The 13,699-nt window shown below is 70.0% G+C and carries 11 protein-coding genes; 7 read left to right on the top strand and 4 right to left on the bottom strand.

Annotation, left to right across the window (positions count from 1 at the left end):
* Positions 1 to 9: 9 nt before the first annotated feature.
* The 4 genes from AC3EGR_RS09515 to AC3EGR_RS09500 form a co-directional block, all read right to left on the bottom strand.
* Positions 10 to 789 carry an enoyl-CoA hydratase/isomerase family protein gene (locus AC3EGR_RS09515; RefSeq protein ID WP_488546225.1) on the bottom strand — a complete coding sequence of 260 codons (780 nt, stop codon included), beginning with the start codon at positions 787 to 789 and terminating at the stop codon, positions 10 to 12.
* Positions 786 to 1,997, bottom strand: coding sequence for a CaiB/BaiF CoA transferase family protein (locus tag AC3EGR_RS09510; RefSeq protein WP_488546224.1), 1,212 nt, complete (start codon positions 1,995 to 1,997; stop codon positions 786 to 788). Before AC3EGR_RS09510 ends, AC3EGR_RS09515 begins: the two co-directional genes overlap by 4 nt.
* A 90-nt stretch (positions 1,998 to 2,087) precedes the next feature.
* On the bottom strand, positions 2,088 to 3,053 hold the full coding sequence (locus AC3EGR_RS09505; protein WP_488546223.1) for a Bug family tripartite tricarboxylate transporter substrate binding protein: 966 nt from the start codon (positions 3,051 to 3,053) through the stop codon (positions 2,088 to 2,090).
* 46 nt (positions 3,054 to 3,099) lie between these two features.
* Positions 3,100 to 4,329, bottom strand: a complete 1,230-nt coding sequence (locus AC3EGR_RS09500) for a pyridoxal-phosphate-dependent aminotransferase family protein (protein WP_488546222.1) — start codon at positions 4,327 to 4,329, stop codon at positions 3,100 to 3,102.
* Positions 4,330 to 4,454: 125 nt separating this feature from the next.
* Here AC3EGR_RS09500 and AC3EGR_RS09495 point away from each other — a divergent pair, with 125 nt between their 5' ends.
* The 7 genes from AC3EGR_RS09495 to AC3EGR_RS09465 all read left to right on the top strand — a co-directional run bounded on the left by AC3EGR_RS09495 (position 4,455) and on the right by AC3EGR_RS09465 (position 13,685).
* Positions 4,455 to 5,144 carry a GntR family transcriptional regulator gene (locus tag AC3EGR_RS09495; protein ID WP_488546221.1) on the top strand — a complete coding sequence of 230 codons (690 nt, stop codon included), beginning with the start codon at positions 4,455 to 4,457 and terminating at the stop codon, positions 5,142 to 5,144.
* Positions 5,141 to 8,206, top strand: coding sequence for an FAD-binding and (Fe-S)-binding domain-containing protein (locus tag AC3EGR_RS09490; RefSeq protein ID WP_488546220.1), 3,066 nt, complete (start codon positions 5,141 to 5,143; stop codon positions 8,204 to 8,206). The genes AC3EGR_RS09495 and AC3EGR_RS09490 overlap by 4 nt, the downstream gene beginning before the upstream one ends.
* Positions 8,207 to 8,285: 79 nt before the next feature.
* The gene (locus AC3EGR_RS09485) at positions 8,286 to 8,732 is read left to right on the top strand and encodes a GNAT family N-acetyltransferase (protein WP_488546270.1); all 447 of its coding nucleotides are present in this window, start codon (positions 8,286 to 8,288) and stop codon (positions 8,730 to 8,732) included.
* On the top strand, positions 8,729 to 10,948 hold the full coding sequence (locus tag AC3EGR_RS09480) for a hybrid sensor histidine kinase/response regulator (protein WP_488546219.1): 2,220 nt from the start codon (positions 8,729 to 8,731) through the stop codon (positions 10,946 to 10,948). The genes AC3EGR_RS09485 and AC3EGR_RS09480 overlap by 4 nt, the downstream gene beginning before the upstream one ends.
* On the top strand, positions 10,945 to 11,553 hold the full coding sequence (locus tag AC3EGR_RS09475) for a hypothetical protein (RefSeq protein WP_488546218.1): 609 nt from the start codon (positions 10,945 to 10,947) through the stop codon (positions 11,551 to 11,553). The genes AC3EGR_RS09480 and AC3EGR_RS09475 overlap by 4 nt, the downstream gene beginning before the upstream one ends.
* 201 nt (positions 11,554 to 11,754) lie before the next feature.
* A complete protein-coding gene (gene otnK / locus AC3EGR_RS09470; RefSeq protein ID WP_488546217.1) occupies positions 11,755 to 13,023 on the top strand; it encodes a 3-oxo-tetronate kinase in 1,269 nt (422 codons plus the stop codon).
* The gene (locus AC3EGR_RS09465; RefSeq protein ID WP_488546216.1) at positions 13,020 to 13,685 is read left to right on the top strand and encodes a class II aldolase/adducin family protein; all 666 of its coding nucleotides are present in this window, start codon (positions 13,020 to 13,022) and stop codon (positions 13,683 to 13,685) included. The genes otnK and AC3EGR_RS09465 overlap by 4 nt, the downstream gene beginning before the upstream one ends.
* Positions 13,686 to 13,699: the final 14 nt, after the last annotated feature.

Below are 13,699 nucleotides of genomic sequence, written 5' to 3'. Positions count from 1 at the left end.
ACGGTCGGGCTACTGCCCCTTCCAGGCCGGCGGGCGCTTGGCCATGAAGGCCTGCACGCCTTCGCGGAAGTCTTCGCTGCCGTAGGTGCGGCGGATGAGGTCCTCGGCGTCGGGCAGGCTGTGGCGCAGCAGTCGCGCCAGCGCTTCCTTGCTCACCGCCTGCGTCACGGGGGCGAGGCTCGCGAGCTTGCTGCACAGCTTCTGCGCGCTCGCCTCGATCTGCTCGGGCGCGGCGATCTCCAGCACGTAGCCGCAGGCCTGCGCCTCCTCGGCACCGATCATGTCGGCCAGCAGCAGCAGGCGCTGGACGCGCGGCCGGCCGAAGGCGGCGACCAGCCCGGCCACGTTGGCCATCGACAGGCAGTTGCCCAGCGTGCGCGCGATCGGCACCCCGAACTTGCTCGCCGGCGTGGCGATGCGGAAGTCGCAGGTGCTGGCGATCGCCAGGCCGCCGCCTATGCACCAGCCGTGCACCACGGCCACGGTGGGCATGGGCAGGGCCGCGAGCAACTGCATGGTGCCGTCGATGCGGTGCTCGTACTCCACGCCGTCCTTGCCGGACTGGAAGTCCTGGAACTGCGCGATGTCGGTGCCGGCCACGAAGGCCTCGCCGCCGGCGCCCTGGAAGCGCACCACGCGCACGTTCCTGTCCTCGCGCAGCTGCTCGCAGTGGCGGCGCAGCTGCTGGTACATGGCCCAGGTCATCGCGTTGCGTGCTTCCGGCCGGTCGAAGGTGACCGAGGCGACCGGGCCTTCGATGGTGAGATGGACGACGCCTTCGTTGCTCATGATCCGAATGCTCCTTCTTCGCGCAACCGCGCGATTTCGCTGGACGCGATGCCGGCTTCGGCCAGCACTTCTTCCGTGTGCTCGCCCAGCAGCGGCGGATGCCTGCGCACCTGCTGCGGCGTGCCCGAGAGTTTCACCGCAAAGCCGATGTTGGGCACCTTGCCCTCCACCGGGTGGTCGATCTCCATGCGCATGCCGCGCACCTGCGCGTGCTCGCTGCCGAACGCCTCCGGGTACGTGAGGATGGGGCCGGCCGGGATGCCGTTGGCCAGCAGCGTCTCCACCCAGTAGTCCTTGCCGTGCTGGCGGAAGCTCTTCTCCAGCTCCTCCTGCAGTTCGGCGCGGTGCGCCAGGCGCTGCGCGATGGTCGTGAAGCGCGGGTCCTCGACCAGCTCCTCGCGCTTCATCAGCCGGCACAGCTGCACCCACAGCTTCTGGTTGTTGGCACCCATGACGAAATGGCCATCGGCGCAGGCCATGGCCTGGTAAGGCGCCGTCATCTTGTTCGAGGTGCCCAGGGGCTGCGGCGGCTTGCCGGTGCCCCACCAGTCGCAGGTGTCCCACACCGAGAACGCCATCGCCGTGTCGAACAGCGCGGCGTCGATGTACTGGCCCTGCCCCGTATTCTTCGCGCCTATGTAGGCCGCGAGCGTCGCGTAGATGGCGAACAGCGCGCAGCCGATGTCGGCCACGGGCACGCCGGCCTTCACGGGCGGCGAATCGGGATAGCCGGTCACGCTCATCACGCCGGACATGGCCTGCGCCATCAGGTCGAAGCCGGGGCGGTCGGCCCAGGGACCGGTCTGTCCGAAGCCGGAAATGCTCGTGTAGACCAGGCGCGGGTTGATCTCCTTGAGCACGTCGTAACCCAGGCCCAGCCGGCGCAAGGCGCCCGGGCGATAGTTCTCGACGAGGATGTCGGCGTCCTGCGCCAGCGTCTTGAGCACCTCCTTGCCGGCCTCGGACTTGAGGTCCAGGGTGATGCTGCGCTTGTTGCGGTTCATGTTGAGGAAGCCGAGGCTGTCGGCCCCCTTCATCTTGAAGCCCATGGAGCCGCGGGTCTGGTCACCGGTGCCGGGCGGCTCCACCTTGATCACGTCGGCACCGAGGTCGCCGAGCAGCATGCAGGCGTAAGGGCCGGCCATGACCTGGGAAATGTCGAGAACGCGAACGCCGGCCAGGGGCAGCGGGCGGGAAGTGTCTGTCATGGGGAGAAAAGAAGAGCGTTGATGGGCGGGGGCCGTGCGTGCCCCCACCCCTGCCCTCCCCCGAAAGGGGAGGGAGGAAGGCGGGAAACCTTAAGCGTCGACCTTGACGTTCGCTTCCTTGATCACCTTGGCCCACTTCGCGTGTTCGACGTGGATGAACTCGCGGAACTTCTCGGCGGAGCCGCCGCCGTCTTCGGCGCCGGAGGCTTCGAGCTTCTCCATCACGTCGGGCATCACGAGCGCCTTGTTGACGTCCTCGTTCATGCGCTTGGCCAGCGCCGGCGACATCTTGCCGGGGCCCACCAGGCCGTACCAGGTGGTGGCCTCGAAGCCCGGGAAGCCGGATTCGGCCATCGTCGGCACGTTGGGGTGGCCGGAGGCGCGCTTCTGGCGCGTCTGCGCGATGGCGATGGCCTTGCCGTTCTTCACGTGCGGCGTGGCGGCCGTCATCGTGTCGAAGGAGTACTGCACCTGCCCGCCGATCAGGTCCGTGAGCATGGGGCCCGAGCCCTTGTACGGCACGTGGATCGCCTTCACGCCGGCCTGCAGCATGAACATCTCCAGCGCCATGTGCTGGGCGGAGCCGGGGCCGGCGGAGCCGAAGCTCACCTTGCCCGGCTCGGCCTTGCACAGCGCCACCAGGTCCTTGACGGTCTTGGCCGGCTGCATCTGGCCGCAGATCAGCAGGTTGGGCGTGACGCCCACCAGCGCGATCGGCTGGAAGTCCTTCTCGGCGTCGTAGCCCAGCTTCTGCAGGTTGGGCATCAGCGCGTGGCTGTTGATGTGCGCCATGTGCAGCACCGTGCCGTCGCCCGCCTGCTTGGCCACGTAGTCGGAGGCAATGGTGCCCGAGGCCCCTGCCTTGTTCTCCACGATGACCTGGGTCTTCCACATGTCGGCCAGCTTCTGGCCGATCACGCGCGCGAGGATGTCCGTGCCGCCTCCGGGCGCGAAGCCCACGATGATGCGCACCGGGCCGGTGGGCAACTGCTGCGCGCGGACCATGGGCAGCGCGAGGGACGCCGCCACACCGGTCACGAAGGTTCTGCGTTGCATGTTTTCTCTCTCCTGAAGGGCTTGGTTTGGGGGAAGCGAAAAAACCTCAGGCCGCCTTCTGCAGGGCGACGGGTGCCGGGTGGCCGGCGAAGTAGTCCATGGCGGCCTGCACGCCCGAGCCGGCCAGCTTCACGCCGGCGAGCCTCAGGCCCATCTCGCAGCCGGAAAGCGCCGCCATCAACGTCAGGTCGTTGCAGTCGCCCAGGTGGCCGATGCGGAACATGCGGCCCTTGAGCTTGCCCAGCCCCGTGCCCAGCGAGAGGTCGAAGCGTTCGTAGATGAGCTTGCGCACGGCGTCGGCGTCCACGCCCTCGGGCATGACCACGCCGGTGAGCACGGGCGACTGGCTCGCCGCCTCGGTCACCTGGACCTCCAGGCCCCAGGCCTTGACGGCGCCGCGCACGCCTTCGGCCCAGCGCTTGTGGCGGGCGAACGTGCCCTCCAGGCCGCCGAACGCCGGCTCCAGCAGCATGTCGCAGGCTTCGGCCAGGCCGTACAGCAGGTTGGTGTTGGGCGTGTAGGGCCAGTAGCCCGTCTTGTTCATCTCCACGATCTCGTCCCAGGCCCAGAAGGACTTGGGCAGCTTCGCGGTCTTGCTCGCCTCGATGGCCTTGGCCGACAGGGCGTTGAAGCTGATGCCGGGCGGCATCATCAGGCCCTTCTGCGAGCCGCTGACGGTGACGTCCACGCCCCACTCGTCGTGCTTGTATTCCGCCGAAGCCAGGCCCGAGATGGAGTCGACCAGCAGCAGCGCCGGATGCTTGGCCGCGTCGATCGCGCGCCGCACGGCCAGGATGTTGCTGGTGGCGCCGGTGGAGGTCTCGTTGTGGACCACGCACACGGCCTTGATCGCGTGCTCCTTGTCGGCCTTCAGGCGCTCCTCGATCAGGTGCGCCTGCACGCCCTTGCGCCAGCCTTCGATGCCGGGCAGGCCCAGGAACTCGGTCTTGACGCCCAGGCGCGTGGCCATCTTCTGCCACAGGGTGGCGAAGTGGCCGGTCTCGTACATCACCACCTGGTCGCCGGGCGAGAGCGTGTTGGCCAGCGCCGCTTCCCAGGCGCCGGTGCCGGAGGCCGGGTAGATCACCACCGGCTGCTTGGTCTGGAAGATGCGCTGGATGCCCTTGAGCACGCGCAGGCCCAGCACGGCGAACTCGGGACCGCGGTGGTCGATGGTGGGCAGGCTCATCGCCCGCAGGATGCGGTCCGGCACGGGCGACGGGCCCGGGATCTGCAGGAAGTGGCGGCCGGTGGGGTGGAAATCGATCGTGACCATGCGTGCGTATCTCGGGTGCGTTCAGGAGGCGCCCATTTTTTGCATACAAAATTCAGCTGTCAACAACCCTTCACCCTAGTTCTGACATTTGCATACAAAGAAATTTGCATACAAAATCGCCCTCCATGACTGCGGACGTGATTTCCATCCCCCGCGCCGCCCTGCACGAGCAGGTGGCGCAGCGCTTGCGCCAGATGCTGGTCGAAGGGCGCATCGCGCCCGGCGCCAAGCTCAATGAGCGCGAACTCTCCGAACTGCTGAACGTGTCCCGCACACCCTTGCGCGAGGCGATCAAGATGCTCGCCGCCGAGGGGCTAGTGGAACTGCTGCCGAACCGTGGCGCGATAGCGCTTTCCCTGACCGAGGCCGACGTCCTGAATACTTTCGAGGTGATGGCGGGCCTCGAGGGGATGGCCGGCGAGCTCGCCGCCGAGCGCATCACGCCCGAGGAACTGGGCGAGGTGCAGGCGATGCAGTTCGAAATGATGGCCGCCTACACGCGGCGCGACCTGTCCGCGTACTACGCGATCAATGCGCGCATCCACGCCGCGATCAGCGCCGCCGCCAAGAACCCGGTGCTCGCCATCGTCTACCAGCAGGTCAACGCCCGCCTGCAGGCCCTGCGCTTCCGCTCCAACCAGGACGGCGAGAAATGGAAGCGCGCCGTGAAGGAACACGAGAAGATGATCGAAGCCCTCGCCGCGCACGACGGCAACGCCATGCGCGAGATCCTGCAGCTGCACCTGCGCAACAAGCGCGACGTGGTGCTGGAGCAGCTGCGCGAAGCGGCGAAGAAGCAGCGGGGAGCCGCATGAACGCCCGCATCCCGCTCGAGATCGGTGCCGGCACCGCCGACGCCTATGACGCCGTCGCCCGTGCCAGCAACGAGGTCGCCGGCAAGCTGGCGCAGCGCCTGGCCGGTGAAACGCAGGGCGAAGTCCTGTTCTCCCCGGCCGACCGCGGCCGCTACGCGACCGACGCGTCGATCTACCAGGTCATTCCCGTCGGCGTCTTCGTGCCGAAGTCCGTCGAGGACGCGCGCATCGCCCTGGACATCTGCCGCGACCTGAAGGTGCCCGTGGTGCCGCGCGGCGGCGGCACCAGCCAGTGCGGCCAGACGGTGGGGGCCGGCCTCGTCATCGATTTCTCCAAGCACGTGCGCAAGGTGCTGGAGGTCGACGAGGCGAACCGCACCGCCACCGTGGAGCCCGGCATCGTGCTGGACCACCTGAACGCGGCGCTGAAGAAGACGGGCCTGTGGTACCCCGTGGACGTGTCCACCTCGGCGCAGGCCACGCTGGGCGGCATGGCCGGCAACAACTCCTGCGGCAGCCGCTCCATCGCCTACGGCAACATGGTGCACAACGTGCTGGGCGCCCAGGCCTGGACGTCCGACGGCCAGCTGCACACCTTCGGCCGCTTCGACGAGGCGACCGGCACCGCGCGCCAGCTCGGCGAGCGCGTGCGCGAGCTCGCCCTGGCGCTGCAGCCCGAGATCGAGGCGCGCTGGCCCAAGGTGCTGCGGCGCGTGGCGGGCTACAACCTGGACGTCTTCCACAACCAGAACGAGAAGCCGTACACGCGCGACGGCAGCGTCAACCTGGCGCACTTGCTGGTGGGCAGCGAAGGGACGCTCGCGCTGACGCGCAGCCTGAAGCTGCAGCTGTCCGAACTGCCGCGCGCCAAGGTGCTGGGGGTGGTGAACTTCCCGACCTTCTACAAGGCGATGGACTCGGCCCAGCACATCGTCAAGCTGGGAAGCGACGGCACGCTGACGGCAGTCGAACTGGTGGACCGCACCATGATCGAGCTGTCCTTGCAGAACCCGGCCTTCGCGTCGACCGTGCGCAGCGCCCTCATCGGTTCGCCCGACGCGCTGCTGCTCGTGGAGTTCGCGGGTGCCGACAAGGCGGCGCTGCTGCGCAAGCTCTCCGAACTCGAGGAGCTCATGGGCGACCTGGGCCTGCCCGGCTCCGTCGTGCTGATGCCGGACGAGACGCCGCAGAAAGCGCTGTGGGAGGTGCGCAAGGCCGGCCTGAACATCATGATGAGCCTCAAGGGCGACGGCAAGCCGGTGTCCTTCATCGAGGACTGCGCGGTGCCGCTGCAGCACCTGGCCGAATACACCGACGCCCTCACGCAGGTCTTCCGCAAGCACGGCACCAAGGGCACCTGGTACGCCCACGCCTCGGTCGGCACGCTGCACGTGCGCCCCATCCTGGACATGCGGCGCAACGGCGCGCCCGAGATGCGCCGCATCGCGGAGGAAGCCTCGGAGCTGGTGCGCAAGTACAAGGGCGCCTATTCCGGCGAGCACGGCGACGGCCTGTGCCGCGGCGAGTGGATCCAGTGGCAGTTCGGCCCCGCGATCACCACCGCCTTCGGCGAGATCAAGCGCCTGTTCGATCCGATCGGCCTGCTCTCGCCCAACCGCATCGTCGAGCCGCCGCGCATGGACGAGACCCGGCTGATGCGCTTCCCGCCCTCGTACAAGGTGATCCCGCTGCAGCCCGCGCTGGACTGGCGCGCCTGGGACGTGCAGAACGATCCCGCCACCGAGCGCACGACGGCGCCGGGCACCGGCGGCGATCCGGCCAAGGGCTTCGCCAAGGCCGTGGAGATGTGCAACAACAACGGGCATTGCCGCAAGTTCGATGCGGGCACCATGTGTCCCAGCTACCGCGTCACCCGCGACGAGCAGCACCTCACGCGCGGCCGCGCCAACACGCTGCGGCTGGCCGTCAGCGGCCAGCTCGGGCCCGACGGCCTGACGAGCGATGCAGTGCGCGAGGCCCTGGACCTGTGCGTGAGCTGCAAGGGCTGCAAGCGCGACTGCCCCACCGGCGTGGACATGGCGCGCATGAAGATCGAGTTCCGCCATGCCGACGGCAAGAAGAACGGCTGGTCCCGCAAGGACCGCCTGATCGCCCGCCTGCCGGAGTACGCGGCCACCGCCAGCCGCTTCGCCGGCCTGCTGAACCTGCGCAACCGCGTGCCCCTGCTCGCGGCGCTGGGTGAAAAGCTGCTGGGCTTCTCGGCCAGGCGCAGCCTGCCGGAATGGCAGGGCGCGCACTTCTTCCAGGGGCGGCTGCCGGGCGTCACGCGCGAGGAACTGCTCACGGCGGCCAGCCCGGTCGTCCTCTTCGTCGACACCTTCAACGGCTTCTTCGAGTCGGAGAACGCCCGCGCGGCCTTCGCCGTGCTGGAGGCGGCGGGCTACACGGTGCACGTGGCGCGCAAGGCGCGCGATGACGGCAAGCACCTGTGCTGCGGCCGCACCTACCTGGCCAGCGGCATGGTGGACGAGGCGCGGACCAAGGCGACCGAATTGCTGGACGCCTTGCACCCCCTGGCCGAGCGCGGCATCGCCGTGGTCGGCCTGGAGCCCTCCTGCCTGCTTTCGCTGCGCGACGAGGTCACGGCCATGGGCCTGGGCGAGCGGGCCCAGGTGGTGGCAGGGCAGTCGCTGCTGCTGGAGGAGTTCCTGGCGCGCGAGGCCGCCGCCGGGCGCCTCGACATCCTGAAGGCGCAATTGAAGCCGCTGGGCCAGCCCATCCTCGTGCACGGCCACTGCCACCAGAAGGCCTTCGGCGCCGTCTCGCCGGTGCTGGAGGTGCTCAAGCTGATTCCGGGCGCCCAGCCGCAGCTGATCGAGTCCAGCTGCTGCGGCATGGCGGGCAGCTTCGGCTACGAGGCGAAGCATCACGACGTCTCCATGCAGATGGCCGAACTGAGCCTGCTGCCGGCCGTGCGCAACGCGCCCGACGCCATCGTTGTCGCGGACGGGACAAGCTGCCGCCACCAGATCCACGACGGAGCGCAGCGCGAGGCCGTCCACGCGGCCGTGGTGCTGCGGATGTCCATGGAACGCACATGAGCTGACACCCCGCGCCGCCGGGCGGCGGCCGGCGGTCCCGCGATCGCACGCCTCGCGGCACAATGCAGAGGTGACCTCGATGCCCTGCCTCATCCGCTCCGCCATCCCCTCCGACGAAGCCGCATGGAGGGAGCTGTGGAAAGGATACTGCGAGTTCTACCGCGCGCGGATCGCCGACGAGGTCACCACCCGCACCTGGCAGCGCATCCTCGATCCGGACTCGCAGATCATGTGCGTCGTCGCCGAAGTCGACGGCCAGGCCTACGGCTTCGCCAACTGCGTCGTGCACGAGGCCACCTGGGAGACGCAGGCCGTCTGCTACCTGGAAGACCTGTACGTGCGCCCGGGCGCACGCGGGCGCGGCATCGCCAGCGCGCTGCTGGAGTGGTTGCGCAACGCCATGCGCGCGGAAGGCTGGGCGCGCCTCTACTGGTTGACCAAGCAGGACAACGCGGAGGCGCGGCGCCTGTACGACCGCTTCACCGGGGCGGACGATTTCGTCCGTTACGTCATCCGGCAGAAATGAAGCCGCTCGGTCGTCCGCTGCGCTTCCGGCTGTTCCTGTTGGCGGCGAGCGGGCTGCTGCCGCTGGCGATCGTGGCCGCCATCGTGGTGTCGTACGTGACGCGCGAGCGCGAACACGACGCCCAGGACGCAGCGCTGGCCGTCTCCCGCGCGATCGCCTCCGCCGTGGACGCCGAGCTGAGTTCCACCGTCGGCATCCTGCAGAGCCTGTCCTTGTCCGACGAGCTGCAGCCCGCGCGGCACGCCGAATTCCATGGGCTCGCGCGCCGCGTGGCCGAACAGCAGGGATGGCGTGCCATCGTGCTGGCGGACCGGGCCGGGCAAGTGGTCCTGAGTTCGTCGCAGCCGCTCGGGGCGTTGCCGGGCCGGCCCGTGGAGCAGGAGAGCATGCAGCGCGTGATCGCCACGCGCGAACCCGTGGTCGGCACGGTCGCGGAAGGCCGCCAGCGCCTGGGGCCGGCCTTTGCCGTGCGCGTGCCCGTGCTCGCCGACGGCCAGCTGCTGTACGTCCTGTCCGCCGTCGTGCCGGTCGAACGCATCGCCGCGGTGGTGCAGCGGCAGAAACTCTCTCCCGCGTCGACCGTGGGCATCTTCGACCAGAAGATGAACCGGGTGGCGCGCTCGCGCCTGCACTCTTCCGCCCGCCCCTCGCCTTCCCTGCAGGCGCTGCTGGAGCAGGGACATCCCGAAGGAACCGGGCCGACGTACACGCTGGAGGGTGTGAAGAGCCAGACCGGCTACGTGCGCCTGCCGGGCTCCGGCTGGGTCGTCGCCACCGGCATGTCGGTGGAGGAGGCCGACCGCGGGATGTACGGCGTGCTGGGTGCCGTCGGCGCGGGCCTGCTCGCCTCGCTGGCCCTTGCCGCCTTCGCGGCGTGGTACTTCGCGCGGGACGTGACCGATCCCATCGATGCGCTCAAGTCCGCGGCCGGCGCCCTCGGCCGCGGCGAGCCGCTGCAGCTGCGGCCCCTGGGCATCGCCGAACTGGAGGAAGTCAGCAAGGCCCTGCAGATCGCCTCGGCCGACCGCGACCGCGCCAACGACGCGCGGCGCGCCGCCGAAGCCGAGCGCGAAGGCCTGCTCGCGCGCGTGACCGAAGCGCTGCGCCATGCCGAGGACGCGGCCCGCAGCAAGGACGAATTCCTCGCGATGCTGGGGCACGAGCTGCGCAATCCGCTCGCGCCCATGGCCACCGCGCTGCACCTCATGGCGCGCAAGGGCGACCCGGGCACGCGGCTGGAGCGCGAGGTGATGGAGCGCCAGGTGGCGCACATGAAGCGGCTGGTCGACGACCTGCTGGACGTCTCGCGCATCACGGGCAAGCGCCTGCAGATGCGCCAGCAGCCGCTGCGCCTCGCCGACCTCGTGTGGCACGCCGCCCAGTCGGTGCAGGCGGTGCTGGGCCTGCGCCGGCTGGACGTGGACATCGCGCCGGAGGCCGCGAACCTGTGGGTGGCCGGCGACGAGGTGCGGCTCGCGCAGGTGCTGAACAACCTGCTGGGCAACGCGATCAAGTTCACGGCGCCGCAAGGCCACCTGGCGCTGCGGCTGCAGCGCGTGGACGACGGGGCCGAGATCACGGTGCGCGACGACGGCATGGGCATGCCGCCCGAGGTGCTGGAACACGTGTTCGACCTGTTCTACCAGGCGCCGCAGGAGGCGGACCGTTCCCGCGGCGGCCTCGGCCTGGGCCTGGCCATCGTGCGCAGCCTGGTCGAGATGCATGGCGGCACCGTGTGCGGTGCCAGCGCGGGCCCGGGCCAGGGTAGCAGCTTCATCGTGCACCTGCCCACCATCCAGCCTCCCGCCGGCTCCGCGGACAGCGGCACCGGCGCCACGGCGCCCGGCGGCCAGGGCCGCATCCTGCTGGTCGACGACAACCAGGATGCGGCAGACACGGCGGCGTCGCTGCTGGAACTCTCGGGCTACGAGGTCAAGGTGGCCTACGATCCCGGCGTGGCGCTGGGCCTGCTGGACGAGTTCTCCCCGCAGGTCGCGGTGCTGGACATCGGCCTGCCCGGCATGAGCGGCTACGAGCTCGCGCAGCGCGTGCGCACGCATCGCAACGGCCGCGGCTGCCATCTGGTGGCCCTCACCGGCTATGGCACGGCGGCGGATGTCGCGAAGGCGCGCGAGGCCGGCTTCCAGCAGCACCTGGTGAAGCCGGCGGGGCCGGACGCGCTGCTCGGGGCCATACGGGAAGGATTGGAAACATGAGCACACGACGCGATCTGCTGGTGGCGGGTGCCCTCGCAGCCACCCTCCCCCTGGCCGCGCTGGCGCAGCAGCCGGCGCGCGTGCGGCTGCGCGGCACGCTCGAAGCGGTTTCCGCCACCGGCCTCACGCTGCGGCAACGCAACGGCGACCGCGTGGAGTTGGCTCTCGCGCCGGACTTCACCGTGACGGAGGTGTATCCCGTCACGCTGGCGGACATCCGTTCCGGCAGCTTCGTCGGCGTGGGTGCGATGCCGCAGGCCGACGGCACGCAGCGCGCGATCGCCGTCACGGTGTTCCCCGAAGCGATGCGGGGCACCGGCGAAGGCCACCATCCCTTCGACTTCCTGCCGCAAAGCACGATGACCAATGCGACGGTGGCCGAGGTGGCGGGTTCGCCGGACGGCGAGCGCATGGTGCTGCGCTACAAGGATGGCGAGAAGACCATCGTGGTCCCGCCCGGCACGCCCATCGTGAGCCTGCGCCCCGGCGAGCGCAGCCTGCTGGTGCCCGGCGCCGCCTTGTCCGTCACCGCGCAGGAGGTCGCCGGCAAGCCCACCGCCACGCGCGCCAGCGCCGGCCGCGCCGGTTTCGCGCCGCCGTATTGATTGCGCGTTTCTCGCTGGGTGGCAACGGCTGCCCGTCACATGTAAGGTGGCGGCGGCCAGCGGCCGCCGGACGGTGAGCACCGCGAACCCCACCGCCGCACCCCCACCCTCCTCGAACGCGCAACATCGGCGGTACCATCGGCTGCAAGGCCTTCGGCGAGGCAGTCGTCGCCGCCGTCGCCGCCGCATGAACCACACAGGATGACTTCGACCCTCAAGCTGGGCTGCATCGCCGACGACTTCACCGGCGCAACCGATCTCGCCAACAACCTCGTGCGCGCCGGCATGCGCGTCGTGCAGACCATCGGCGTCCCCGAAGGGCCGGCGCCGGAGGCCGACGCGGTGGTGGTGGCGCTCAAGTCGCGCACCATTCCCGCCGAAGAAGCCGTCGCCCAGTCCCTCGCGGCGCTGCGCTGGCTGCGCGCCCAGGGCGCGCGCCAGTTCTACTTCAAGGTCTGTTCCACCTTCGACTCCACCGCCAGGGGCAACATCGGGCCGGTGGCCGAGGCGCTGCTGCAGGAACTGGGAAGCACGTTCTGCTGCGTGACGCCCGCCTTCCCGGAGAACGCGCGCACGGTCTACAAGGGCCACCTGTTCGTGGGCGACGTGCTCCTGAGCGACTCGGGCATGCGCAACCACCCGCTCACGCCCATGACCGACGCCAACCTCGTGCGCGTGATGCAGGCGCAGTCGCAAGGCAAGGTGGGGCTCGTGGAGCACCGCGTGGTGCGCGGCGGCGCTGCGCCCATCCACGCGCGCATCCGCCAGCTGCAGGACGAGGGCTACCGGTTTGCCATCGTCGACGCCCTGGACAACGAAGACCTGATGCACCTGGGCCGCGCCATCGCGGACATGCCGCTGGTGGTGGCGGGTTCGGGCGTCGCGATCGGGCTGCCGCAGAACCACGGCCTCGCGCCGTCCGCGGGCGCCGCGGCCTTGCCGCCCGCGCAAGGCGCTTGCGCCGTCGTGTCGGGAAGCTGCTCGCTGGCCACCAATGCGCAGGTGGCGGAGTTCCTGCGCCGCGGCCTGCCCGCGCTGGCCGTCGACCCGCTGCAGATCGCCTCCGGCCGCGACGTGGCGGGCGAAGCCCTCGCCTGGGCCACTCCGCTCCTGGGCGAGCAGCCGGTGCTGGTGTACTCCAGCGCGCCGCCCGAGTCGGTGCGCGCGGTGCAGCAGCAGCTCGGCGTGGGCGATGCCGGCGAGATGGTGGAAAAGACCCTGGCGGCCATCGCCAAAGGCCTCGTCGACCGCGGCGTGCGCAAGCTGGTCGTCGCCGGCGGCGAGACCTCGGGCGCCTGCGTCCAGGCTCTCGGCGTGCGCCAGATGCGCATCGGCCCGCAGATCGACCCGGGCGTGCCCTGGTGCCATGCGGAGGCGCAAGCCTGCGGCCAGCCGGTGCACCTGGCCCTGAAGTCCGGCAACTTTGGCACCGCCGATTTCTTCACCAAGGCCTTCGGCCAGCTCGCATGAACGAAAGCCTGGCCCGCGAGGAGATCTGCCGCGTGGGGCGCTCGCTGTTCGAGCGCGGCTATGTGCACGCCACCGCCGGCAACATCAGCGTGCGGCTCGAGGACGGCTTCCTGATCACGCCCACCGATGCGTGCCTGGGCTTCCTGGACCCGGCGGAACTCGCCCGCGTCGACCTCGCAGGCCGCCAGCTCGCAGGCGGCAAGGCCAGCAAGACGCTGGCGCTGCACCGGCGCATCTACGAGGCACAGGCCGCGCTCGGCGCACCCGTGCGCAGCGTGATCCACACGCACAGCACGCACTGCGTGGCGCTGACGCTGCGCGCGGACGTCGGAGCGGAGCTGCTGCCGCCGATCACGCCTTATTTCATCATGAAGGTCGGCCACGTGCCGGTCGTGGCTTACCACCGTCCGGGGGACCCGCAGGTGGGGGAGCAGGTTGCCGCGCTGATCGCCCGCTACGGCGCGCAAGGCACGCCGATCCGCGCGGTGATGCTCGGTCGGCTGGGTCCCAACGTCTGGCACGAGTCGCCCGGGCAGGCGATGGCGGTGCTGGAGGAACTGGAGGAGACGGCGAAGCTGTGGCAGCTGAGTGCCGTGCCGCCGACGCCGCTGTCGGGCGAGGCGATCGATGAACTGCGCAGCACGTTCGGGGCGAGCTGGTGAGCTCCGCGGCGTGA

This window comes from Ramlibacter sp. G4-7 (assembly GCF_057784995.1).
Note: the sequence above shows the minus strand (reverse complement) of the source record. Positions and strands in the feature narration are given on the sequence as shown.